Raw genomic sequence first — 23,157 nt, forward strand, 5'->3', positions numbered from 1 at the left:
CGGGACGAGCTGTCATGAACCATCAAGGGCAAGGGGATCTCTCCACGTGATGGACCTTTGACAGGCTGATGGAGGTTAAGGGTGTCGCGTAGAAGGATATTCGTGGTTGATGACCACCCGATCGTCCTGTCCGGCATCGGCGCGATGATCGATGGCCAGGTGGACATGACGATCGTCGGACTTGCGGCGAATGCGGACGAGGCCCTCGAAACCATCGGCAAGGCCCTGCCTGACGTCGCGGTGATCGATATCTCGCTTCCTGGCGTCAATGGGGTCATGCTCATCGAGCGGCTTCTCGAAAGGTACCCCAGCCTCAAGTGCATCGCGCTGACGGCTCATGAGGATCCCGGCTGCCTGCGTCAGGTGCTGGCCGCGGGCGGCAGGGGGTTTGTGGTCAAGCGGTCGACGACCACAGATCTGCTGCAAGCCATCCGCTGCGTGCTGGCCGGCGACAACTACGTCGACCCGGCACTGGCCGCGCGCATCCTCAGCCCACGCAGCAGCGTGCAAGGCGATGCCGGCAATTTGAGCGAACGGGAGCGATCGGTCATCCAGCTGGTGGCCTTCGGCTACAGCAACAAGGAGATCTCCTCGCGGCTCAATCTCAGCATAAAGACCATCGAGACCTACCGGACCAGGGCAACCGACAAGCTCGAACTCCACTCCCGGGCGGCCATCGTGCGCTTCGCGCAATCGGTCGGATGGCTGGCCGAGCTGCAATAGCGGACAGCGTCGGCCCAGGGGCGAGTTGCGGGGCCGGTCAGAGATTGTAGAAGCGGCTGATGATCGCCCAGGCCTCGTCGGCGGTGTCGACGAAATCGATGATGTCCTGGTCGCCGGGCGTGATGGTGCCTTGCTCGGCGAGGAAATCGAGATCGATCGCGCGCTGCCAGAAGGCCTTGCCGAACAGGATCACCGGCACGCGCTCCATGCGGCCGGTCTGGATCAACGTCAGCGTCTCGAAGAATTCGTCCATCGTGCCGAACCCGCCCGGGAACACCGCGACGGCCTTGGCGCGCATGACGAAATGCATCTTGCGAATGGCGAAATAGTGGAAGTTGAAGCAGAGCTCGGGCGTCACATAGGCGTTCGGCGCCTGCTCGTGCGGCAGCACGATGTTGAGGCCGATGGACGGCGCGCCGACATCGTCGGCGCCGCGGTTTCCCGCCTCCATGACGCCAGGCCCGCCGCCGGTGACGACGACGAATTCGCGATAGTAGGACCCCGCCGAATGCTGCGAGCAGAGACGGGCGAATTTACGCGCCTCTTCGTAATAGCGGCTGTTCAGCTCGAGGTTCTTCTTCTGCGTCTCGTTCTTCGCCGCCCAGGCGTCGCCGCCGGGCTCCGGAATGCGAGCGCCGCCGAACAGGATGACGGTCGACTGGATGCCACGCTCGGCGAGGATCATCTCCGGCTTCAGCAGCTCGAGCTGCAGCCTGACGGCTCGCAATTCGCGACGCGTCATGAAGTCGGGATCGTTCCAGGCCAGCCTGTAGGTGTCGGCGCGTGTCTGCGGCGTATCCGGCACGCTCTTTGCCCGCTCCAGATCCTCATCCGAATGCGGCAGCGGCGTCCATCCCGCCTTTTCCATGGGAGTCATCAAATCCACCCGTCCATTTTCTCCACTTGCGCCGTCCCGTGACGCAGTCGCGATTGACCCCTATCAGACCTTCACATAGGGTCCGCGCGACTTTGAAACAGGTTAAGGCGCTGCCCCTTAACAGCTTGGTAACGGAGCAAATTGATGTCGAAGCCCGATCTGGCGAGCCTCGAAAAGACCATCGAGAAGGCTTTTGACGAGCGCGACACGATTTCGACCGCGACGCGGGGCGAAACGCGCGACGCCATCGAGGCCGCGCTCGACCTGCTCGACCGCGGCGCCGCCCGTGTCGCCGAGCGCCAGGCCGACGGCAAGTGGCACGTCAACCAGTGGCTGAAGAAAGCAGTGCTGCTCTCGTTCCGGCTGAACCCGATGGAGATCATCAAGGGCGGTCCCGGCCAGGCGGCCTGGTGGGACAAGGTGCCGTCGAAGTTCGACGGCTGGGGCGCGGTGGATTTCGAGAAGGCCGGTTTCCGCGCAGTGCCGTCGTCGATCGTGCGCCGCTCGGCCTACATCGCGCCGGGTGCCGTGCTGATGCCATCCTTCGTCAATGTCGGCGCCTATGTCGATTCGGGCACCATGGTCGACACCTGGGTCGGGGTCGGCTCCTGCGCCCAAATCGGCAAGAACGTGCATCTTTCGGGCGGCGTCGGCATCGGCGGCGTGCTGGAACCGATGCAGGCCGGCCCGACCATCATCGAGGACAATTGCTTCATCGGCGCGCGCTCGGAAGTGGTCGAGGGCTGCATCGTGCGCGAGGGCTCGGTGCTGGGCATGGGCGTGTTCATCGGCCAGTCGACAAAGATCGTCGATCGCGCCACCGGCGAGGTGTTCTATGGCGAAGTGCCGGCCAATTCGGTGGTCGTCGCCGGCTCGATGCCGGGCAAGCCGCTGCCCAATGGCGAACCCGGCCCTAGCCTCTACTGCGCCGTGATCGTCAAGCGGGTCGACGCCAAGACCCGCTCCAAGACGTCGATCAACGAGCTGCTTCGCGATTGATCTTTTCCGCGAACAGACGCACCTTCCGCCGGCGCGACATTCCGTCGCGCGGGTTCAACACGGAGGGGCGTCATGGACTGGAAGTATCTTCTGACCAGCTTCGAGGGCCGCATCAACCGAGCCAAGTTCTGGGCCGGCATCGGCATATTCATTGCCATCGGCATCGTTGCCTTCATCCTCGATTCGATCCTCGGCACTCGTTTCACCACGGCCAGCGGCGGCCAGGTCGGCATCATCGGTATCATCGTCACGCTGGCATCGATCTATTTCGCGTTTGCTCTTTACGCCAAACGCTGGCACGACCGTAACAAGTCGGGCTGGTGGACGCTGATCGGCCTCATACCCATCATCGGCGGCATCTGGTTGCTTGTGGAACTCGGCATCCTTGAGGGCACCAGGGGCGCCAATCAGTATGGACCGGATCCGCTTGCCTGAAAAATCCGACCTTACCTGGCTTTTCTTCAAAACCTCGGGCCGCGTCAGCCGCGCGGCCTATTTTCTCGGCGGATTGCTGGTCGCCATCGTCCAGGCGTTTCCGCTCTATCGCTTCACGCTGGTGCCGGAGGGTTCGCCCGAGAGCAACATGTGGTCGTTCATCTTCCTGATCGCCTTTGTCGGCTCGCTCTGGTCGAACATCGTTCTGGCGGTGAAGCGGCTGCACGATCTCGACAAGCCGGGCATCGCGGCGCTGGTGCTGTTCGTGCCGGTCGTCTCGATCGTCGCCTTCCTCGTGCTGTGCCTGTTTCCGGGGCAACCCGGGCCCAACCGCTATGGCAGGCGCACCAACGCGCCGGCCGATTCCTGAGCGACCATCTTTCGCCATGCGCTACCGCACGCTCGATCCGAAACTGATCATCGAGACCGCCGAACGGCTGGAGGAGCGCGTCGCCGAGCGTTTTCCCGACGCCGGCCTTCGCGGCGTCGCCGCCGAACTGGTGTCGCTGTCGCGCGACCTGGCAAAGGGCGCCAAGGCGCTGGAGGCGCCGCTTTGGTGGCTGCGCGGCCTGATCGCCGCCGCCGTCGTCGCCGGCGCGCTGGTGTTCGTCTTCGTCGGCACCATCCTGCCGCTCGACCGGCTTTCGCGGACCAGCGACGCCGTCCAGTCGGTGCAAGGCATCGAAGCCTCGCTCAACATGTTCATCCTCGCCATCGTCGGCTTCCTGGCCCTCATCCGCACCGAGGAGCGCATCAAGCGCAAGCAGGTGTTCCGCCAGCTGCACGGCCTGCGCTCGCTGATCCACGTCATCGACATGCACCAGCTGACCAAGGACCCGGCGACGCTGTCGGCCAATTTCAAGCCGACCTCGCATTCGCCGGCCCGCATCACCAATGCCGCCGACCTCGCCCGCTACCTCGACTATTGCTCGGAGATGCTGTCGATCACCGGCAAGATCGCGGCGCTGTTCGCGCAGTCGGTCAATGACGACGTGGTCATCGACGGCGTCAACGACGTCGAGAACCTGGCCTCCAACCTGTCGCGCAAGATCTGGCAGAAGATCACCCTGATCGACGATCAGGTCTGACCGCTTCCGGCGCCAGCCCCGGCGGACCGCGCCGTGCCGCCTCGGCCTCGCGTACCAGGGCGGCGACGCGTTCCGTCATCGGCGCCGGCACGCCGGAGCGTTCGGCGAGCGCGAGCACCGCGCCCTGCAATTCGCCGATCTCCGTCGGCCGGCCGCGCCGCAGGTCGTCCCACATGGACGAACGCGCCTCGGGGTCGATGGCCAGCATGCGGCGCGCCAGCCGCCGGAACAGCCAGTCGGGCAGGCCGAGCACCTTGGGCAGCAGCGCCGGACGCAGGCCGGCAATGCGCGCCGGCCGGATGCCCGACGCCAGCATCGCCGCCAGCGCCTCGTCGATCTGGGCTGCCAGGATCAGCCGCCAGCGGCGGTCGGCCAGTTCGGTTGCCAACGGCTGATCGGACAGCGCCACCAAGGCGTTGTTGAGGTTCATCAAAAGCTTGCCCCACAGCACCGCCTTCATATCGACATGGGTTTCGACGCCAAGCCCTTCGACGTCGAGCAGGCCGGCAAGGCCGGCCACGCCGTCCTCGATCATCACCTTGCCCTCGCTGGCGCGATGCACGTGAAACGGCGCCTCGCCCTCCGGTGTCTGCACGACATTGAACGGCACCATGCCGGCAAGCACGTGTCGCCCGGCAAGCCTTGCCCGCAGTTTCTCGGCATTGTCGACGCCGTTCTGCAGGCTGACCACCACTGCTTCCGGGCTGGCATGCGCCGCAATGAGCGCGGCCATCTCCTCGGTGGCGCCGCTCTTGACCGTCACCAGGACGATATTGGCGCCGGCCAGGGCCTCGGCTGGATCGGCGGTGACGGAAAGCGCCGCGGGCGCGATGCGGCGGTCGCGGTCATCGAGGTCGCTGACCCGCAAGCCATCCTTGCGCAACGCCGCCTCGACGCGCGGGCGCGCCAGCAAAGCCACCTTGCGTCCGGCGAGCGCAAGGCAGCCGCCGACATAGCAGCCGATACTGCCGGCGCCGGCAATGGCGATGGTCTTTTCTTCCCTGGCCATGCGATAGTCTCACCTTGGTCTGCGACTATACGACATGAAAACCATAATGTCGGCGCCATGGCCGGCCATGACGTCTGGTCGTGACAGGCCTTTCGCTTTCGATTATCGCTTTGCCCATGAAATTGCCCACCGACCCCGCCGCAAACCTTGCCGCCCTGATCCGCTGCCCCTCGGTGACGCCCGCCGAAGGCGGCGCGCTCGCCGCGCTGGAGACGATGCTGAAGCCGCTCGGCTTCGCCGTCGAGCGTCCGGTGTTCTCTGAAGACGGCACGCCGGACATCGAGAACCTTTATGCAAGGCGCTCCGGCAACGGACCGCATCTGATGTTCGCCGGCCATACCGATGTGGTGCCGGTCGGCGACGAGACGGCCTGGACGCACCCGCCCTTCGCCGCCGAGATCGCGAATGGCGAAATGTATGGCCGCGGCGCCGTCGACATGAAGGGCGGCATCGCCTGCTTCATCGCGGCGGTGGCGCGCCATGTCGAGAAGGCGGGCGGGCCGAAGGGCTCTGTCTCGCTGCTGATCACCGGCGACGAAGAAGGGCCGGCGATCAACGGCACGGTGAAGCTGCTCGAGTGGGCGGCGGGCAAGGGCGAGAAATGGGACGCCGCGATCGTCGGTGAGCCGACCAATCCGGACACGCTCGGCGACATGATCAAGATCGGCCGGCGCGGCTCGATCTCCGGCAGCGTGACCGTCAACGGGCGCCAGGGCCACGCCGCCTATCCGCAGCTTGCAGACAATCCGGTACGCGGGCTGATCAGCCTGGTCGACACCCTGCTCCATCCGGTGTTCGACAAGGGGACCAAGGATTTCCAGCCGACCAATCTGGAGGTCACCTCGATCGACGTCGGCAATCCGGCCACCAACGTCATCCCGGCCAAGGCGACGGCCACCTTCAACATCCGCTTCAACGACACCTGGACGGCCGAGACCATCCAGGCCGAGATCCACAACCGCCTCGACCAGGCGGCCGGGCGCAAGAAGTACCGGCCAGGCAAGAAGACCCCGGTCGACTACGAGCTCGTCTGGCGCGACCGGCCGAGCCACGTCTTCCTGACCCGCGACGAGCGGCTGATCGAGACGCTGAGCGGTTCGGTCAAGGCGACGGTCGGCAGGAAGCCGGCGCTTTCCACCTCCGGCGGCACATCGGACGCCCGCTTCATCAAGGACTATTGCCCGGTGGTCGAGTTCGGACTGGTCGGCCAGACCATGCATATGGTCGACGAACGCGTCGCGCTTGCCGATCTGGAAACGCTGACCGGGATCTATCAGCGCTTCATAGAAGACTGGTTCGGGCAGGACCATGCTGTCGGCTGATGAAACCTACGCCTCGCTGGCCGGCGCCTGGCGGCTGATGCTCGGCAAGGTCGACGGGTTGCGCCTGCTCGACCTGTCGGCGGACGGTTTCTGGAACTCCTTCTTCGCCATCGTCGTGGCCGCGCCGGCGCTGATCGTCGGCTGGGTCGGCATCGCCAATGAGATCGGCGATCCGAACGCCTTTGCCGGCCGCTTCAGCATGCTTCTGCGGCTGGCGACCGTCGATATCGGCTCCTGGGTGCTGCCGCTGGTCGGCCTGGCGCTGATCGCGCCGCGCGTCGGCATTGGCGGCCGCTTCGTCCATTATGTCGTGGCCAGCAACTGGGCGTCGGCGATTATCGCCTGGCTGATGCTGCCGTCGGCGCTGATCCGGCTTTTCCTGCCGTCGACCGACGAGGTCCCCGGGCTGGTGTCGCTGCTCCTGTTCGCGGTCTCGATGATACTGACCTGGCGCATGACCAATGCCGTGATCGGCAGGGGCGCCGCCGTCGGCACCGCGGTCTTCGCCGGCATGTTCGTGGCCTCGCTGGCGGTGCTGTTCGGGCTGCAGGCGCTGCTCGGCATCACCATCCCGACGGGGGTCGAGGGCTAGGATCCTTCCGGATAATCGACGCCGATGAGGAACAGCCCGTCGGGCGGCGCCACCTGGCCGCAGGCGGCGCGGTCCTGGGCGTCGAGCGCAGCCTTGAGATCGGCGGCGATCCAGGAGCCGTCGCCGACGCGCCTCAGCGAACCGACCATCGAGCGCACCTGATTGTGCAGGAAGGAGCGCGCCGAGCTCCGCACCTCGATCATGTCGCCCGAACGGCTGACGTCGAGCCGGTCGAGCGTGCGAACCGGGCTTTCGGCCTGGCACTGGGTCGAGCGGAAAGTCGTGAAATCATGGCGGCCGAGCAGCACTTTGGCCGCCTCGTGCATGGCCTCGGCGTCGAGCCGCTTCGGCACCCACCAGACCTTGCCCTTCTCCAGCGCCGCCGGAGCGCGCCGGTTGAGGATGCGGTAGAGGTAGTGGCGGCCGGTGGCGGAGAAGCGGGCATCGAAGCCGTCGGCGACGACAGCGGCCTTGAGGATGGCGATGCGAGCGCCGGCGGCCTGCAGATGCGCGTTGACGGCGTCGCGCACCTTGTCGCCCGGCCAGGCTTTGACCAGGTCGACATGCGCCACCTGGGCGGTGGCGTGCACGCCTGCATCGGTGCGGCCTGCGGCGCGGAGCCTTACCGCCTCGCCGCAGAACTTTTCGATCGCCTGCTCGATCGCCTGCTGCACCGAAGGCTGATCCGCCTGCTGCTGCCAGCCGGCAAAAAGGCTGCCGTCATATTCGATGTCGAGGCGAAAACGCGGCATATCAGGCGGCGGCTCGCCACTTGAAGCGCGCCGCGCCTGAACGGCCTCGTGCGACGCGCTTCAAGTTCTTATTTTCATGCATGTCGTTGTCCCAAAACCGCCACGCACTTTTGGGCGACATGCGTCAGGCGGCAAGCGCGGTGAAGGCCGAAGCGTAGACCAGCTTGCCGGCCTCGGGAGCATCGCCCCAGGCCAGCGCCTGCAGCGCCTCGCCCTGGTACTCGCTCTCGAATTTCTCGGCGCGCGCATGGGTGTAGCCGAAGCGGCCGTAATAGGACGGATCGCCGAGCACCACGGCAAGCCGCTCGCCGGCTTCCTTGAGGCGGACATGCGCCTCGCGGATCAGGGCGCCGCCGATGCCGGTGCCGTGGAAGGACGGCTCGACTGCCAGCGGCGCCAGCGCCACGGCCGCGAACTGCTTGGCGCCCTTCTGGACGAAAAGCCGGGAGAACAGGATATGGCCGACCACCTGGCCGTCCTCTTCCGCCACCAGCTCGACGACGGCATCGCCGCCGGTGACCAGCGCGTCGACCAGTCCGGCCTCCGCCTGCTGGCCGAAGGCATGCTCTTCGACGAGGCGGATCGCCTCGCGATCCCGCGGCGTCGCCGCGCGTATCGACATCATGCTCATGAGAGTTTCGTTCCTTTTTCGATCTTGGCCCCGCGCAAGAACTCCTGCGCGGCGGCGGGCTTTCCGCCCGCCCGTTGAACTTCGACCAGCCGGACCGCGCCTGACCCGCAGGCGACCGTCAGCCGGTCATCGAGAATTCCTCCCGACTCGCCGACGCCATCCGAGAGCGTCGAGCGAAGCAGTTTCAGCCGCTCCATGCGGCCGCCAATGTCGACCTCGCACCACGCGCCCGGAAAAGGCGAGAGGCCGCGAATGTGATTGTGGACTTCGCCGGCAGGCCGCGTCCAGTCTACGCGTGTCTCCGATTTATCGATCTTTCGGGCGTAGGTCACCCCCACAGTCGCCTGTTGGGCAAATGTCAGATAATTTATCCCCAACTGCGCGAGCGCTTCCACCATCAGCGAAGCGCCCTGAGCCATCAGACGGTCATGCAGTTCGCCGGCGGTCATATCGGGTTCGATGGCGCATTTTTCAAGCAACGCCACCGGTCCGGTGTCCAAACCCTCCTCCATGCGCATCACCATCATGCCGGTTTCGGCATCGCCGGCCATGATGGCGCGCTGGATGGGAGCCGCTCCGCGCCAGCGCGGCAGAAGCGAGGCATGGCCGTTCAGGCAGCCGAGCCTGGCCCCCTCGAGAACGGCCTTTGGCAACAAAAGCCCATAGGCGACGACCACGGCGACATCGGCACGCAGCGCGGCGAATGCCTGCTGCTCGGCCTCGCCCTTGAGCGATGTCGGGGTGCGGACCTCGACGCCCAGCCGCTCCGCCTCGCGCTGCACGGGCGACGGCGTCAGCTCCAGCCCGCGCCGGCCGGCGGCACGCGGCGGCTGCGTGTAGACGGCGACGATTTCATGGCCGGCTTCGGCAATCGCGCGCAGCGTCGGCACGGAAAACTCCGGCGTGCCCATGAAGATGACGCGAAGGGGCATGACCCCTAGCCCACCAGCTTGCCCGGCGCCTTGTCCTTGGCGAGCTTCTTGAACTTCTTCACCACCATGTCGCGCTTCAGCTTCGAGATGTGGTCGATGAACAGCACGCCGTTGAGATGGTCGATCTCGTGCTGCAGGCAGGTCGCCATCAGCCCTTCGGCCTGCATCTCCTGCAGCTTGCCGTCGCGGTCGAGATACTTCACTCGCACCGCGGCGGGACGCTCGACCTCTGCGTAATAGTCCGGGATCGACAGGCAGCCTTCCTCATAGACCGAGCGCTGGTCCGAGCTTTCGAGGATTTCCGGATTGATGAAGACATGCGGCGCCGGCGTCTCGTCCTCCTTGGCGAGGTCGATGACCAGCATGCGCAGTGGCTCGCCGATCTGGATCGCCGCCAGGCCGATGCCGGGGGCGTCGTACATGGTGTCCAGCATGTCGCCGGCCAGTTTGCGCAAGGGCGCATCGACGCGCTCGACCGGTTTGGACAGCTGGCGCAGGACGGGATCGGGAAGGATGATGAGCGGCTTGATCGACATGGCGTCTCACCTAAGACGTCATGCGAAAAGCGTCAACCGGGGCGCTTTCGCCCTGTTCACGTTTTGATCTGTGCCGGAGAGCCGAATCATCTATGCTGCCCGCATGAACGACCTGAGCTCCATCCTTTCCGAACCCGTGGCCCGGCTCGGCGCCAGCACGTTCACGCTCGGCCATATGCTGGCCTTCGGCGCTGTCCTTTTTCTCGGCCTCTTCCTTGCGCTGGTCATCGCGCTGTGGCGCTCGGCCAGGGCGCGGACGATAGCAGCCGCGGAAGCCGCCGACCATGCCCGCGACGCCGAGGCGCGGATGGCGGGCATCCTACAGGCGCAGGCCGAGATGCAGGGCCGCATGGGCGCGATTGCCGAAGTGTTCGGGGCGCGGCAGGCCGAGCTCACCCAGTCGATCGGCCAGCGTCTCGACGCCATGACCGGCCGCATCGGCCAGACCATGACCGAGCAAACCAAATCGACGCATGAGAGCCTGGCCAAACTGCAGGAACGACTGGCGGTGATCGACACGGCGCAAGGCAACATCCAGTCGCTGGCCGGCCAGGTCGTGCAGTTGCAGGCGATCCTCTCCAACAAGCAGACGCGCGGCGCCTTCGGCCAGTCGCGCATGGAGGCGATCGTCGCCGACGGCCTGCCGCATGGCGCCTACGAATTCCAGGCGACCCTGTCGAACGGCAGCCGGCCCGACTGCCTGGTACGGATGCCGAACGGCGCGCCCTCGCTCGCCGTCGATGCCAAGTTCCCGCTCGAAGCCTGGAACGCGATCCGCGCCGCCGAAGGCGCGGAGATGCAGAAGGCCGCGGCGCAGGCCTTCCGGCGCGATATCGAGGTGCATATCCGCGATATCGCCGACAAATACCTGCTCCAGGGCGAGACGCAGGACACCGCCTTCATGTTCGTACCGTCGGAATCGGTGTTCGCAGAGATCCACGAGAATTTCGAGGCGGTGGTGCAGAAGGCGCACCGGGCCCGCGTCGTCATCGTCTCGCCGTCGCTGTTGATGCTGTCGATCCAGGTCATCCAGGCGATCCTGAAGGACGCCCGCATGCGCGAGCAGGCGCATCTGATCCAGGGCGAGGTGATCCGGCTGATGGAGGATGTCGGGCGTGTCGACGAGCGGGTACGCCGGCTGCAGACGCATTTTACCCAGTCGGCGAAAGACATCGACGACATCCTGGTCTCGACGTCGAAAGTGACCAAGCGCGGCCAGAAGATCGAGGCGCTGGAGTTCGGCGAAGGCGAAGCCGAGGCGCCGCGCAAGGCTGAAGCGGGGACGCGGGTGGCCGATTCCAAGACCGGCCAGCTCAGGCTGCGGGTTGTCGAGGACGGCGACTGAGGCGGGCGCCCTATTGCTCCTCGAGCGTCGTCATGCCTTCGAATTCAGGCAGCCAATGCAGCGCCGAGCGGTGCCAGACCTGTCTTCTGGGAACGAGCTCCTCGCGCTGACGGGCTGTGCCGACCCGGATGCCGTAGATTTTCGGCCCGTCGCCCACCGACGTGGCATAGAGATGCGAACCGCATTCGCCGCAAAAGCCCTGTGCGCGCTTGGCGCCGCTCGATCCTGTTTTGATGTAGACCTTCGGTGTGCCCTTGGTAATCCGGTATTGGTCTTCTGGCGCGCCAACTGTCACGCGAAAGGCTGTTCCGGTCAGCTGCTGGCAATCAGTACAGTGGCAGATACCGGTCTTTTCCGGGTCGACCTCAGCCTCATAGGTGATGGCGCCGCAATGGCACCCGCCGTCAATCCTCATCGGTAACCTCCTCCAGAATTCGCGACGATCTTAGCGGGACAAGGCCGCGAGGCAACAGCGCAGCGCTAGTCCAAAGCCGGATCGGAGGCAGCGTCGATCAGCTTGCGGCGGCGCTCCCAGGTGCCGGTGGTTTGCGGCTTGACGAACAGCCGGGTGATCTCCGGCATCTCGGTTTTCAGCAGCGCTTCCAGCCGCTCGACGCAGGCCTCGATCTCGGGCGCCGTCAGATGGTCTTCGAACTCGACGCTCAGACCGGCGACGATCTCTTGCGGTCCCATGTGGACGGTGAGAACGCCGTTCGCCCGCTGCACCGCCGGATCCCGCTGCACGATGGCAAGCACCTTGTTCTGCACCTGCGGCGATGCCGGCTCGCCGATGAGCAGGCCCTTGCTTTCGCGCGCCAGGAAGATCGCGGTCGAACCGAGGATCAGCGCGATGCCGATCGAGGCGGCGCCGTCGAGCTCGGGCATTGCAAAGACTTCCGCCGCCAATATGCCGGCAAAGGCGACGATCAGGCCAAGCAGTGCCGCGCTGTCCTCGAACAGCACCGTATAGACGCTCGGATCCTTGCTGAGCCGCACCGCCTCGAACCAGCCCAGTCCGCCCTTCTCGCGGCGGAATGCGGTCAGCGCCACATACCAGGAACTGCCCTCGAACAGGAAGGAGAGGCCGAGCACGACATAATTCACCCTGACATTGGCGACCGGCTCCGGCGCCATGATGTGCACCACGCCTTCGTAGAACGACACGCCGGCGCCAAGCGCGAAGACGAGGAGGGCGACGATGAAGCTCCAGAAATAGAGCTCACGGCCATGGCCGAGCGGATGGCTGCGGTCGGGCGGGCGGGCGGCGCGATGCATGCCGTAGAGCAGCAGGCCGCCATTGCCGGTGTCGACCAGCGAATGCACGCCCTCCGAAAGCATTGCCGAGCTGCCGGTGAAGGCCGCGGCGGCGAATTTGGTCAACGCGATCGCCAGATTGCCGGCAAGCGCCGCGTAGATGACCTTTTTCGATCCGCCATGCCCTGCCATGCCGCGCTGTCCCGGTTGACGCCTTGAGCTTAATGCATGTCGTCCAAAATCGCGCCGCGGTTTTGGGGGAACGCATCAAGACAGAGACTTAAAGCGCGACGCCCGAATCCGTTTCGTCATGACGCGCAATAACGACCGGGGCCGTCGGAGCTCCCCAGGCGATTCGCCGGCGAAAACCGGTTGACAGCGGCCAGGCCGCCGCGCGCGTCCGACAATGTCCTCTTGCAGTCCGGCTTTTCTCTTGTTTCACTTCGTTGCCCACAATCGGAGGAACGAATCATGGCTAAAGGTGCGATGAAGGCGGGCAAGGAAGCCCGTAAGCCGAAGAAGGACGCGAAGAAGCCCGCCGCGGCCCCGGCCCTCAAGGCGCCGCCGGTCAAGGCGACGCGGCTCAAGGACAAATAGGCCTCGGCTGATCCGTCCTGGCGCGGATTTTCAACCGGCGGCATGGAGCCATGCTGCCGGTGTTTTGTTGATTGGGGCCGAGGACCGCCTATATCCGCGTGGCGAGGACGACCTCGCTCCTCCCAAAACCCGGCCGGGACGACCCGTGCTTGAATGTGCTGCTCCGCGCGCCGGTTTCGCAAGATCGTGCGCCGTGAGGGCACGCAGCGAATGGAGCGTTGCCGATGTCGTGGATCTATCTGTTTTTCGCCGGCCTGTTCGAGATCGGCTGGGCGATCGGCCTGAAATACACTGACGGCTTCTCGAAGCTGGTGCCGACGGTGCTGACCGTCGCCTCAATGATCGTCAGCCTCGGCCTGCTCGGCCTGGCGCTGAAGGAGCTGCCCGTCGGCACGGCCTATGCGGTGTGGACCGGCATCGGCACCGTCGGCACCGCGCTGCTGGGCATCTGGCTGCTCGGCGAGCCGGCGACCGTGGTTCGGCTCGCCTGCATCGGCCTCATCGTCTGCGGCATCGCCGGCCTGAAGCTGGTGGCCTGATGTTTGCCGCGAGGCAAACGCGTTCGGGGCCGCCCCTGGCGACCCTGAACCTGTTCTTCGAACGAAACCGCTGTTAGCGGGCCGAGAACCCCGGAGGCGTCCGGCCGACACGCGCCTTGCGCGCGGCATAGCGCGCATCGCGCTTGGCCTTGCGTTCGGCCTCGTCGGCGAGCACGCGCGAAATGCGATCGTTCTCTTCGGCTTCGCGGATCTTGGCCTCCGCCGCAGCCGCCTCTTCGGCGGCAATGCGCGCCGCTTCGGCAGCTGCCTCGCGCTCGGCCTTCTCAGCCGCTTCGCGGGCCAGCTTTTCCTGCTTCAGCCTGGCCTTTTCGGCTTCGCGTATCGCGCGCGCCTCGAGGATCGCCTTGCGTTCGGCCTGTCGCGCCAGCACCGCGGGATCATCCGCGGCCGGCTTTGACTTGAAGCGCTCCAGAAGCGCCTTCTTTGCCTCGTTCGCGGCATTGCGCCGCTCGAAAATGTCTTTTTCCCTGTAGATAGCCAAGTCCACTTCCCTGAAGTCAATTCGCGACGCTTACATACGCGCGAAAACCGATAGTTCAAGCGCCAAAACGGTATGCCAGCTATGAAATTCTGGGCTGTTGCAACTGGGAGACGTCACAGTCCTGCGCGAAAACCGACATGCAGTGTTCACAGTCCGCGCCTCTGGCGGCGCGGCGGGCGGATCGCTATCTCCAGCGCGACGCACAAACATCGAAACAAGGCATCAGGATGGCACGGCATGGAACTCGGTCTCTACACTTTCGCTGACGTCAGCCCCGAGCCCGGGCCGGGCGCCATCGGCCCGCATGAGCGGCTGCGCAATCTGATCGAGGAGATCGAGCTGGCCGACCAGGTCGGCCTCGACGTGTTCGGGCTGGGCGAGCATCACCGCCCCGACTATGCCGCCTCCGCGCCGGTCGTGGCGCTGGCCGCGGCGGCCGAGCGCACCAGGCGCATCAAGCTGACCAGCGCGGTCACCGTGCTCTCCTCCGACGATCCGGTGCGCGTCTTCCAGCAGTTCGCGACGCTCGACCTGCTTTCCGGCGGCCGCGCGGAGATCATGGCCGGGCGCGGCTCCTTCATCGAATCCTTCCCGCTGTTCGGCTTCAATCTGGAAGACTATGACGAGCTGTTCGCCGAGAAGCTCGACCTGCTGCTTGCCATCCGCGATCAGGTCAAGGTGACGTGGCAAGGACGCCTGCGCGCGCCGATCAACGGCCGTGGCGTCTATCCGCGCCCGCTCCAGGAGAAACTGCCGGTCTGGATCGCCATTGGCGGGACGCCGCAGTCCGCGGCCCGTGCCGGCGCGCTCGGCCTGCCGCTGGCGCTCGCCATCATCGGCGGCGAGCCGGCGCGCTTCGCGCCGCTGTTCGAGGTCTATCGCCAGGCCGCCAGACGGGCCGGAACCGATCCGGCAAGCCTCGCCACCAGCCTCAACGTGCACGGCTTCATCGCCGAGACCACCGAGAAGGCGGCGGACGATTTCTACACGCCGCAGGCCGAGGTGATGAACCGCATCGGCCGCGAGCGCGGCTGGGGGCCGACCTCGCGGGCGCATTTCGACCAGTCGCGCGGTCCGAACGGCGCCTTGTTCGTCGGCAATCCCGAACAGGTGGCGGAGAAGATCGTCGCCCAGCACAGGATCTTCGGCAATGACCGCTTCCTGCTGCAGATGGCGATCGGCACCATGCCGCACGCAAAGGTCATGAAGGCGATCGAGCTCTACGGCACCAGGGTGGCGCCGATCGTGCGCAAGGAAACAGCGAAGGCAGCACCAGCCGAACCCGTCGCCTGACGGCGGGCCGGACGCGTTCCAACGACCGAAGCCGCGGCTCCATCTTCGCCGTCGGCGCATTTCCTGTCCGGCCGAAGTCATTGCCGGCTAACGGAACTTTGCCGTCGGAAGCACGTTTTCGCGAGGAAGCCGCATCATCATTTGCGGCGTGCCCGAGGGAAACGATGAAGGCCGAACCGACCGCTTCGGGCACCGGCGCCACCGGGACGCCTGATCCGCGCGAAGACACACGCGCGGATACGCATTTGATACGGTCGCTGCTCATCGGCATCTTCATCCTGATGGCGGTCTATGCGCTCTACTTCGGCCGCGCCTTCTTCATGCCGGTGATCCTAGCCTTCCTGCTGGCGCTGACGCTGACGCCGATCGTGCGCTTCCTGCGCCAGCACGGCGTGCCCGACGCGCTGTCGGCGACGCTCCTGGTGCTGCTGTCGCTGATTTTTGTTGCCGGCGCCGGCTATCTGCTCAGCGGCCCGGTCATCGAGCTCATCAACAACGCGTCCACGATCGGCATGCAGCTGACCGAGCGCCTTGCCCAACTCAGGCAGCCGTTCGAGAAGATCATGCAGATCTCGCACCAGCTGGAAGGCCTGACCCAGACGTCACAGGAGCCCGATGTGCAGAAGGTCGCGGTGGCGCAGTCCGGCATGTTGTCTTCCGCCGCCGGCAACATCCTGTCGGCGGGCACCGGCATCACCATCGTCTTCGTGCTGTCGCTGTTCCTGCTCGCCTCCGGCACGATGTTCTACGAGAAGATCATCCAGTCCTTCGCCAGCCTCAGCGAGAAGAAGCGGGCGCTGCGCGTCGTCTACGACGTCGAGCGCGAGATTTCGCATTACCTGCTCACGGTCACCATCATCAATGCAGGCCTCGGCACGGTGATTGGCCTTGGCCTGTGGGGGCTCGGAATGCCCAACCCAATGGTCTGGGGCGCGGCCGCCGCCTTGCTCAATTTCCTGCCCTATGTCGGCGCGTTGATGACGATCATACTTGTCACCGTCATCGCGCTGATCAGCTTCGACTCGATCTCCTTTGCGCTGCTGGCGCCGGCCTTCGTGCTGCTGTGCGACATCGTCGAGGGCCAGTTCGTGACGCCGCTGGTGGTCGGCAGGCGGCTGGAGATCAACGCGGTGGCGATCTTCATCGCCATTGCCTTCTGGTCGTGGCTGTGGGGTTTTGTCGGCGCGCTGATGGCGGTGCCGCTGCTGGTCGTCGTCAAGGTCTTCTGCGACCATTTCGAAGGACTGAGCCATGTCGGCAATTTCCTGGCGGCACAGCACAGCCTCGTCGTCGAAGAGGATACGGCCGAGCAGAACGGCAAGATCCGGACCTGACCCGGCCCGGCAATTGTTACCGCGCCTGTTTGTCGGACGCGGAGCGAGTGCCTATATCGAGCCGGTCAAAGCCGGACCTCCTTCATGACCGACGCCTCCTTCGACCTCGATGCCTATTTCGCCCGCATCTTCTATCGCGGCCCGACCGAGGCCTCGCTGGCGACGCTGAAGGCGCTGCACCGGCAACATCCGCAAGCGATCGCGTTCGAGAATCTCGATCCGTTCCTCGGCCATCCGCCCAAGCTCGACCTCGCCTCGCTGCAGGACAAGATCTTCACGCGTGGCCGCGGCGGCTATTGCTACGAGCACAATCTGCTCTTCATGCATGCGCTGACGGCGCTCGGCTTCGAGGTCAGCGGCCTCGCCGCGCGGGTGCTGTGGGGCCAGCCGGACGACGCCATCACCGCGCGCAGCCACATGCTGCTCAGGGTGGAATTCGACGGCTATACCTATCTCGCCGATGTCGGCTTCGGCGGATTGACGCTGACGGCGCCGCTGCTGCTCGAAGCCGGACCTGAGCAGCAGACACCGCATGAACCCTTCCGCCTCGTCGAGACGGAGGATCATTTCCGCCTGCAGGCGCAGATCGGTGGCGACTGGCGCAGCATCTATCGCTTCGACACGCAGCCGGCCTACGCGGTCGACTATGCGGTCAGCAACCACTTTTTGTCGACGCATCCGAGCTCGCATTTCCTGTCCTCGGTGATCGCGGCGCGCGCCCTGCCCGACCGGCGCTACGCGCTGCGCAACAACCGGCTGTCGACGCATCATCTCGGCGGCCGCACCGAGCAGCGGGAGATCTCGACAGCGGCGGAGCTCGCCGGTGTGCTGGAAGACCAGCTCGGCATCGTCATCCCCGACCGGCCCGCCTTCGCCGCCAAGGTGCGGGAAAAGAACATCGTGGAGCGCTGAGAAATGACCGCCCTGTCCGTACTCGACCTGTCGCCGATCGCCGAAGGGAGCGATGCCTCGCGCTCGCTGGCGAACTCGCTCGACCTCGCCCGCCATGCCGAGCGCCTCGGCTACAGGCGTTACTGGCTGGCCGAGCATCATAACATGCCGGGCATCGCCAGTGCCGCGACTTCGGTGGTCATCGCCCATGTCGCCGGCGGCACCAGGACGATCCGCGTCGGCGCCGGCGGCATCATGCTGCCCAACCATGCGCCGCTGGTCATCGCCGAACAGTTCGGCACGCTGGCGGCGCTATTTCCCGGCCGCATCGACCTCGGGCTCGGCCGCGCGCCCGGCACCGACATGGCGACGGCGCGGGCGCTGCGCCGCAATCTGGAAGCCAGCGATAATTTCCCGCAGGATGTCGTCGAGCTGATGGGCTATTTCCAGCCGGCCGAGGAAGGCCAGCGCATCCGCGCCGTGCCCGGCGAAGGCCAGAAGGTGCCGGTCTGGATCCTCGGCTCCAGCCTTTACGGCGCGCAGCTCGCCGCGCTGCTCGGCCTTCCTTACGCCTTCGCCTCGCATTTCGCGCCGGCTGAGCTCGACCATGCGCTGGAAGTCTACCGCTCGCGCTTCCAGCCGTCGGCTGAGCTCGACAGGCCCTATGTCATGCTCGGCCTCAACGTCTTTGCCGCGCCGACCGATGCAGAGGCGCGGCTCTTGTTCACCTCGCTGCAGCAGGCCTTCGTCAATCTGCGCACCGGCCGGCCCGGCCGGCTGCCGCCGCCGGTCGAGGGCTACGAGCAGACGCTGGACCCGATGGCGAAGACCATGCTCGGCCAGGCGCTGTCCTGCGCCGTGGTCGGGTCGCCGGAAACGGTGCGGCAAGGCATCGACGCCTTCGTGCGTCGCACCGGCGCCGACGAGCTGATGGTGACGGCGCAAGTCTTCGACCATGCGGCCAGGGTGCGCTCGTTCGAGATCCTTGCCGACGTCCACAAATCGCTGTCGCAAGCGGCCTGAGACCGACAAGGCGCTTTTGCTGCTTTTGCCGGGCAACGGCTTTTGCTATGGCGGACCACCCATCCCGACCGCGAGCACCCCTGTGACAAATGACCTCGACGCGCGAACGCTCTTTGCCATCGACCTCGCGCGACGGGCCGGCGAGCTCGGGCTCAAGTATTTCCGCGACCTGGAAAACCTGACCATCGAGAGCAAGGGCCATCAGGACCTGGTCTCGGACGGCGACCGCGAGGTCGAGCTGTTTATCCGCGCGGCGATCGCCGAAGCCTATCCGCAGGACGGCATCGTCGGCGAGGAACATGCCGCGGTCGCGGGGACGACAGGCCATGTTTGGGTGATCGACCCGATCGACGGCACCGCCAATTTCGTGCGCGGCATTCCGGCCTGGTGCGTGGTGATCGCCTGCGCCAGTAACGGAGAGACGGTGGTCGGTGTCATCCACGAGCCCTCGACGGGCGAGACCTTCCACGGCCATCGCGGCGGCGGCGCCTTCGTCAACGGCAGGCCGATCACGGCGAGCAAGGCCGCGAGCCTTACGGAAGGATCGGTCGGAACCGGGCTGTCGAACCGGGCCAACACCGAGCATGTCGCCGTGCTCATCCGCGCCATCATGGCCGAAGGCGGCGTCTTCTACCGCAACGCGTCGGGCGCGCTGATGCTCGCCTATGCCGCCTCCGGCCGGCTGCTCGGCTATGTCGAGGAACATATGAACGCCTGGGATTGCCTGGCCGGCATGCTGCTGGTCGAGGAAGCCGGCGGCACGGTGCTCACGGCTGATCCGGCAACCGTCATCGGCCAGGGGACGAAGGTGATCGCCGGTGGAAAGGCGATCTTCCCGAAGCTGCAGGCACTCTGCGTCGAGGCATTCGGGCGCTGATTGCGGCGGCTGCGACGTTTTTGCCCGCCTCGGATTCTGCAAGTTTGGCCATGTCCGGCGGCAAATCGGCTGCGGTACGCGTGATTTAGGCCTTTTCCCTGCCGTGGACCGGGATAGTGGACGCCTTGCGCAGAATGCTTGCGCGCCGTCCGGCCTGTTCTTATATACGCGCCAAGCCGTTCGGCGCCGGAAAGCCGGTTGCCGGAACGGGATTTCTTGTGAACAGGGGCTTTCGTCGGAACGCCTTCACGGGTCCTGAGAGCCTGCTTAGCGGAGAGACTAGAACAATGGCAAAAGTAATCGGTATCGATCTGGGAACGACCAACTCCTGTATCGCCATCATGGATGGCAAGGAGCCGAAGGTCATCGAGAATGCGGAAGGCGCGCGCACGACCCCTTCCATCGTCGCCATCAGCGGCGACGGCGAGCGCCTCGTCGGCCAGCCGGCCAAGCGCCAGGCGGTCACCAATCCTGAAAACACCATCTTCGCGGTGAAGCGCCTGATCGGCCGCCGCTATGACGATCCGGTGACGGAGAAAGACAAGAAGCTTGTCCCCTACAAGATCGTCAAGGGCGACAATGGCGATGCCTGGGTCGAGGCCGGCGGCAAGAAGCAGTCGCCGTCGCAGATCTCGGCCATGATCCTGCAGAAGATGAAGGAGACGGCGGAAGCCTATCTCGGCGAGAAGGTCGAGAAGGCGGTCATCACCGTTCCGGCCTATTTCAACGACGCCCAGCGCCAGGCGACCAAGGACGCCGGCAAGATCGCCGGCCTCGAGGTGCTGCGCATCATCAACGAGCCGACCGCGGCAGCCCTTGCCTACGGCCTCGACAAGAAGGACGGCAAGACCATCGCCGTCTATGACCTTGGCGGCGGCACCTTCGACATTTCCGTGCTCGAGATCGGCGACGGCGTCTTCGAGGTGAAGTCGACCAATGGCGACACCTTCCTCGGCGGCGAGGATTTCGACATGCGCCTGGTCGAGTATCTGGCGGCCGAGTTCAAGAAGGAACAGGGCATCGACCTGAAGGCCGACAAGCTTGCCTTGCAGCGCCTGAAGGAGGCGGCCGAGAAGGCCAAGATCGAGCTGTCGTCGACGACGCAGACCGAGATCAACCTGCCCTTCATCACCGCCGACGCCACCGGCCCGAAGCACCTGACGCTGAAGCTGACCCGGGCGAAGTTCGAGAGCCTGGTCGAGGATCTCGTCCAGCGCACGATCGATCCCTGCAAGGCGGCGCTCAAGGACGCCGGCCTGAAGGCCGGCGAGATCGACGAGGTCGTCCTGGTCGGCGGCATGACCCGCATGCCCAAGATCCAGGAGATCGTGAAGCAGTTCTTCGGCAAGGAGCCGCACAAGGGCGTCAACCCCGATGAGGTCGTGGCGCTCGGCGCCGCCATCCAGGCCGGCGTGCTGCAGGGCGACGTCAAGGACGTGCTGCTGCTCGACGTGACGCCGCTGTCGCTCGGCATCGAGACGCTGGGCGGCGTGTTCACCCGCTTGATCGAGCGCAACACGACGATCCCGACCAAGAAGAGCCAGGTGTTCTCGACCGCCGAGGATAGTCAGTCGGCGGTGACCATCCGCGTCTTCCAGGGCGAGCGCGAGATGGCGGCCGACAACAAGATGCTCGGCCAGTTCGACCTGGTCGGCATCCCGCCGGCGCCGCGCGGCGTGCCGCAGATCGAAGTCACCTTCGACATCGACGCCAACGGCATCGTCAACGTCTCTGCCAAGGACAAGGGCACCGGCAAGGAGCACCAGATCCGCATCCAGGCGTCCGGCGGTCTTTCGGACACCGACATCGAGAAGATGGTCAAGGATGCCGAGGCCAATGCCGAGGCCGACAAGAAGCGCCGCGCCGTGGTCGAGGCCCGCAACCAGGCCGAGGCGCTTGTGCATTCGTCGGAGAAGTCGCTGAAGGAATATGGCGACAAGGTCTCCGAGACCGAGCGCACGGCGATTTCCGATGCGATCGCGGCGCTGAAGACCGCCACCGAGGGTGACGACGCGGCCGAGATCGAGGCCAAGACACAGGCGCTCGCCGAAGCTTCGATGAAGCTTGGCCAGGCCATGTACGAAGCCTCGCAGAAGGAAGCGGCCGAGGCCGACGCCAAGGCGGACGCCGCCAAGGACTCGGACGTGGTCGATGCCGACTTCGAGGAAATCGACGAGGATGACGACAAGAAGAAGTCGGCCTGAACCGTCTGACGCCAGATAAAGCGAAAAGCCCGGCGCAAAGCCGGGCTTTTTTGCAACCCTGGCTGAAAAAGTGCTAGGCGCGGCCGAAAAAACGCGGGCAAACCCGCGTCAAGGCTGGCATACGGCCACCATCGCACCTAAATCGAAACGACGTGCCGGCAAACGACGCAACAGTGCATCAAGACGTTGAGCATCCGGACTGCGGGAAAAAATGAAAGCTGATTTCTACGAGACGCTGGGCGTGCAAAAGGGCGCCGACGAGAAGGAGCTCAAAAGCGCTTTCCGCAAGCTCGCCATGCAGTTCCATCCCGACCGCAATCCCGGCGACCACGCCTGCGAGCACAAGTTCAAGGAAATCAACGAGGCCTACGAGACACTGAAGGACCCGCAGAAGCGCGCGGCCTATGACCGTTTCGGCCACGCCGCCTTCGAACATGGCGGCATGAATGGCGGCGCGCAGGGCTTCGGCGCCGGCGGCTTCGCCGACATCTTCGAGGATATTTTCGGCGACATGATGGGCGGCCGCCAGCGGCGCTCGTCGGGCGGCCGCGAGCGCGGCGCGGACCTGCGCTACAATATGGAAATCTCGCTGGAGGAGGCGTTCTCCGGCAAGACCGCGCAAATCCGCGTGCCGGCCTCGATCTCCTGTTCGGAATGCTCGGGCAGCGGCGCCAAGCCGGGCACCCAGCCGGCGACCTGCTCGATGTGCAACGGCCACGGCAAGGTGCGCGCAACGCAGGGCTTCTTCTCGATCGAGCGCACCTGTCCGCAGTGCCAGGGCCGCGGCCAGACGATCAAGGACCCGTGCCCGAAATGCGCCGGCCAGGGCCGCGTCACCGAGGAGCGCTCGCTGTCGGTCAACATCCCGGCCGGCATCGAGGACGGCACCCGCATCCGGCTTGCCAATGAGGGCGAGGCCGGCTTGCGCGGCGGTCCGTCTGGCGACCTCTACATCTTCCTCGCGGTCAAGCCGCACGAATTCTTCCAGCGCGACGGCGCCGATCTCTATTGCAAGGTGCCGATCTCGATGACGACGGCTGCTCTTGGCGGTTCGTTCGAGGTGACGACGCTGGACGGCACGCAGACCAAGGTGAAGGTGCCGGAAGGCACGCAGAACGGCCGCCAGTTCCGGCTGAAGGGCAAGGGCATGCCGGTGCTGCGCCAGCCCAATGTCGGCGACCTCTACATCCAGACCGCGGTCGAGACGCCGCAGAACCTGTCGCGCCGCCAGCGCGAGCTGCTGGAAGAATTCGAGCAGTTGTCCTCGCAGGACAATTCGCCCCAGTCGAGCGGCTTCTTCGCCCGCATGAAGGACTTTTTTGAGTCGTTCGGCGATCGGTGACAGTTTGAAACGGCATGCATCCGGGATGCTTCCCGAGCGTCATCAACACCTTATGCCAGG

Annotated in this window: 26 protein-coding genes; 17 read left to right on the forward strand and 9 right to left on the reverse strand. The window is 65.5% G+C overall.

What is annotated here, in order from left to right:
- Positions 1-102 precede the first annotated feature (102 nt).
- The gene (locus EN846_RS25380; protein ID WP_245493378.1) at positions 103-723 is read left to right on the forward strand and encodes a response regulator transcription factor; all 621 of its coding nucleotides are present in this window, start codon (positions 103-105) and stop codon (positions 721-723) included.
- A gap of 37 nt (positions 724-760) precedes the next feature.
- On the opposite strand, the gene EN846_RS25385 is transcribed toward EN846_RS25380, so the two are convergent.
- Positions 761-1,600 (reverse strand): LOG family protein, encoded by an 840-nt coding sequence (locus EN846_RS25385; RefSeq protein ID WP_127284657.1) that lies wholly within the window; start codon positions 1,598-1,600, stop codon positions 761-763.
- A gap of 144 nt (positions 1,601-1,744) precedes the next feature.
- On the opposite strand from EN846_RS25385, the gene dapD reads away from it, so the two are divergent.
- The 4 genes from dapD (at position 1,745) to EN846_RS25405 (ending at position 4,122) form a co-directional block, all read left to right on the forward strand.
- Complete coding sequence (gene dapD / locus EN846_RS25390; protein ID WP_127391850.1) at positions 1,745-2,599, forward strand: 2,3,4,5-tetrahydropyridine-2,6-dicarboxylate N-succinyltransferase; 855 nt, start codon at positions 1,745-1,747, stop codon at positions 2,597-2,599.
- 72 nt (positions 2,600-2,671) lie between these two features.
- Positions 2,672-3,034 (forward strand): DUF805 domain-containing protein, encoded by a 363-nt coding sequence (locus EN846_RS25395; RefSeq protein ID WP_127284659.1) that lies wholly within the window; start codon positions 2,672-2,674, stop codon positions 3,032-3,034.
- Positions 3,027-3,404 (forward strand): DUF805 domain-containing protein, encoded by a 378-nt coding sequence (locus EN846_RS25400; RefSeq protein ID WP_245478396.1) that lies wholly within the window; start codon positions 3,027-3,029, stop codon positions 3,402-3,404. Before EN846_RS25395 ends, EN846_RS25400 begins: the two co-directional genes overlap by 8 nt.
- Positions 3,405-3,420: 16 nt before the next feature.
- On the forward strand, positions 3,421-4,122 hold the full coding sequence (locus EN846_RS25405; RefSeq protein WP_127284661.1) for a hypothetical protein: 702 nt from the start codon (positions 3,421-3,423) through the stop codon (positions 4,120-4,122).
- Here EN846_RS25405 and EN846_RS25410 read toward each other — a convergent pair.
- Positions 4,097-5,131, reverse strand: coding sequence for a 2-dehydropantoate 2-reductase (locus tag EN846_RS25410; RefSeq protein ID WP_128271912.1), 1,035 nt, complete (start codon positions 5,129-5,131; stop codon positions 4,097-4,099). The two genes, EN846_RS25405 and EN846_RS25410, sit on opposite strands and share 26 nt — an antisense overlap.
- Before the next feature lie 116 nt (positions 5,132-5,247).
- Between EN846_RS25410 and dapE the strand changes: the two genes are divergently transcribed.
- Both dapE and EN846_RS25420 read left to right on the forward strand, forming a co-directional pair.
- Positions 5,248-6,453, forward strand: coding sequence for a succinyl-diaminopimelate desuccinylase (dapE, locus tag EN846_RS25415; protein ID WP_128271910.1), 1,206 nt, complete (start codon positions 5,248-5,250; stop codon positions 6,451-6,453).
- Complete coding sequence (locus EN846_RS25420; RefSeq protein WP_127284664.1) at positions 6,440-7,045, forward strand: transporter; 606 nt, start codon at positions 6,440-6,442, stop codon at positions 7,043-7,045. The genes dapE and EN846_RS25420 overlap by 14 nt, the downstream gene beginning before the upstream one ends.
- On the opposite strand, the gene truA is transcribed toward EN846_RS25420, so the two are convergent.
- The 4 genes from truA to def form a co-directional block, all read right to left on the reverse strand.
- Complete coding sequence (truA, locus tag EN846_RS25425) at positions 7,042-7,797, reverse strand: tRNA pseudouridine(38-40) synthase TruA (protein WP_127392740.1); 756 nt, start codon at positions 7,795-7,797, stop codon at positions 7,042-7,044. The two genes, EN846_RS25420 and truA, sit on opposite strands and share 4 nt — an antisense overlap.
- A gap of 124 nt (positions 7,798-7,921) precedes the next feature.
- On the reverse strand, positions 7,922-8,428 hold the full coding sequence (locus EN846_RS25430; protein WP_127284666.1) for an N-acetyltransferase: 507 nt from the start codon (positions 8,426-8,428) through the stop codon (positions 7,922-7,924).
- On the reverse strand, positions 8,425-9,360 hold the full coding sequence (fmt, locus tag EN846_RS25435) for a methionyl-tRNA formyltransferase (protein WP_127392741.1): 936 nt from the start codon (positions 9,358-9,360) through the stop codon (positions 8,425-8,427). The genes EN846_RS25430 and fmt overlap by 4 nt, the downstream gene beginning before the upstream one ends.
- 5 nt (positions 9,361-9,365) lie before the next feature.
- The gene (gene def, locus EN846_RS25440; RefSeq protein WP_127284668.1) at positions 9,366-9,896 is read right to left on the reverse strand and encodes a peptide deformylase; all 531 of its coding nucleotides are present in this window, start codon (positions 9,894-9,896) and stop codon (positions 9,366-9,368) included.
- 103 nt (positions 9,897-9,999) lie between these two features.
- Between def and EN846_RS25445 the strand changes: the two genes are divergently transcribed.
- Positions 10,000-11,241 carry a DNA recombination protein RmuC gene (locus EN846_RS25445; RefSeq protein ID WP_135913964.1) on the forward strand — a complete coding sequence of 414 codons (1,242 nt, stop codon included), beginning with the start codon at positions 10,000-10,002 and terminating at the stop codon, positions 11,239-11,241.
- A gap of 10 nt (positions 11,242-11,251) precedes the next feature.
- Here EN846_RS25445 and EN846_RS25450 read toward each other — a convergent pair whose 3' ends face one another.
- On the reverse strand, positions 11,252-11,656 hold the full coding sequence (locus tag EN846_RS25450) for a GFA family protein (RefSeq protein WP_127392742.1): 405 nt from the start codon (positions 11,654-11,656) through the stop codon (positions 11,252-11,254).
- 65 nt (positions 11,657-11,721) lie between these two features.
- Positions 11,722-12,687 (reverse strand): cation diffusion facilitator family transporter, encoded by a 966-nt coding sequence (locus tag EN846_RS25455; protein WP_127392743.1) that lies wholly within the window; start codon positions 12,685-12,687, stop codon positions 11,722-11,724.
- Positions 12,688-12,966: 279 nt separating this feature from the next.
- On the opposite strand from EN846_RS25455, the gene EN846_RS36420 reads away from it, so the two are divergent.
- Both EN846_RS36420 and sugE read left to right on the forward strand, forming a co-directional pair.
- A complete protein-coding gene (locus tag EN846_RS36420; RefSeq protein WP_126059281.1) occupies positions 12,967-13,092 on the forward strand; it encodes a hypothetical protein in 126 nt (41 codons plus the stop codon).
- Positions 13,093-13,316: 224 nt separating this feature from the next.
- Positions 13,317-13,631, forward strand: a complete 315-nt coding sequence (sugE, locus tag EN846_RS25465) for a quaternary ammonium compound efflux SMR transporter SugE (protein ID WP_127392744.1) — start codon at positions 13,317-13,319, stop codon at positions 13,629-13,631.
- 73 nt (positions 13,632-13,704) lie between these two features.
- Here the strand turns inward: sugE and EN846_RS25470 are convergent, their stop codons facing one another.
- Positions 13,705-14,133: a DUF6481 family protein gene (locus EN846_RS25470; RefSeq protein WP_127284673.1), complete on the reverse strand. Its 429-nt coding sequence runs from the start codon at positions 14,131-14,133 to the stop codon at positions 13,705-13,707.
- 237 nt (positions 14,134-14,370) lie between these two features.
- On the opposite strand from EN846_RS25470, the gene EN846_RS25475 reads away from it, so the two are divergent.
- The 7 genes from EN846_RS25475 (at position 14,371) to dnaJ (ending at position 23,097) form a co-directional block, all read left to right on the forward strand.
- A complete protein-coding gene (locus tag EN846_RS25475) occupies positions 14,371-15,426 on the forward strand; it encodes an LLM class flavin-dependent oxidoreductase (protein ID WP_128271908.1) in 1,056 nt (351 codons plus the stop codon).
- Between the two features lie 164 nt (positions 15,427-15,590).
- Positions 15,591-16,760: an AI-2E family transporter gene (locus EN846_RS25480; RefSeq protein WP_127394029.1), complete on the forward strand. Its 1,170-nt coding sequence runs from the start codon at positions 15,591-15,593 to the stop codon at positions 16,758-16,760.
- An 84-nt stretch (positions 16,761-16,844) separates the two neighbouring features.
- A complete protein-coding gene (locus EN846_RS25485; protein WP_135913965.1) occupies positions 16,845-17,672 on the forward strand; it encodes an arylamine N-acetyltransferase in 828 nt (275 codons plus the stop codon).
- 3 nt (positions 17,673-17,675) lie between these two features.
- Positions 17,676-18,674, forward strand: a complete 999-nt coding sequence (locus EN846_RS25490; protein WP_127309297.1) for an LLM class flavin-dependent oxidoreductase — start codon at positions 17,676-17,678, stop codon at positions 18,672-18,674.
- Positions 18,675-18,756: 82 nt separating this feature from the next.
- Positions 18,757-19,551 carry an inositol monophosphatase family protein gene (locus EN846_RS25495; protein ID WP_127392652.1) on the forward strand — a complete coding sequence of 265 codons (795 nt, stop codon included), beginning with the start codon at positions 18,757-18,759 and terminating at the stop codon, positions 19,549-19,551.
- Positions 19,552-19,838: 287 nt separating this feature from the next.
- Positions 19,839-21,755: a molecular chaperone DnaK gene (dnaK, locus tag EN846_RS25500; RefSeq protein ID WP_127285100.1), complete on the forward strand. Its 1,917-nt coding sequence runs from the start codon at positions 19,839-19,841 to the stop codon at positions 21,753-21,755.
- A gap of 211 nt (positions 21,756-21,966) precedes the next feature.
- Positions 21,967-23,097, forward strand: a complete 1,131-nt coding sequence (gene dnaJ / locus EN846_RS25505) for a molecular chaperone DnaJ (RefSeq protein WP_127285099.1) — start codon at positions 21,967-21,969, stop codon at positions 23,095-23,097.
- The last annotated feature ends 60 nt before the right edge of the window (positions 23,098-23,157 follow it).

The sequence above is a fragment of the Mesorhizobium sp. M4B.F.Ca.ET.203.01.1.1 genome (genome assembly GCF_004791025.1).
Lineage (GTDB): Bacteria > Pseudomonadota > Alphaproteobacteria > Rhizobiales > Rhizobiaceae > Mesorhizobium > Mesorhizobium abyssinicae.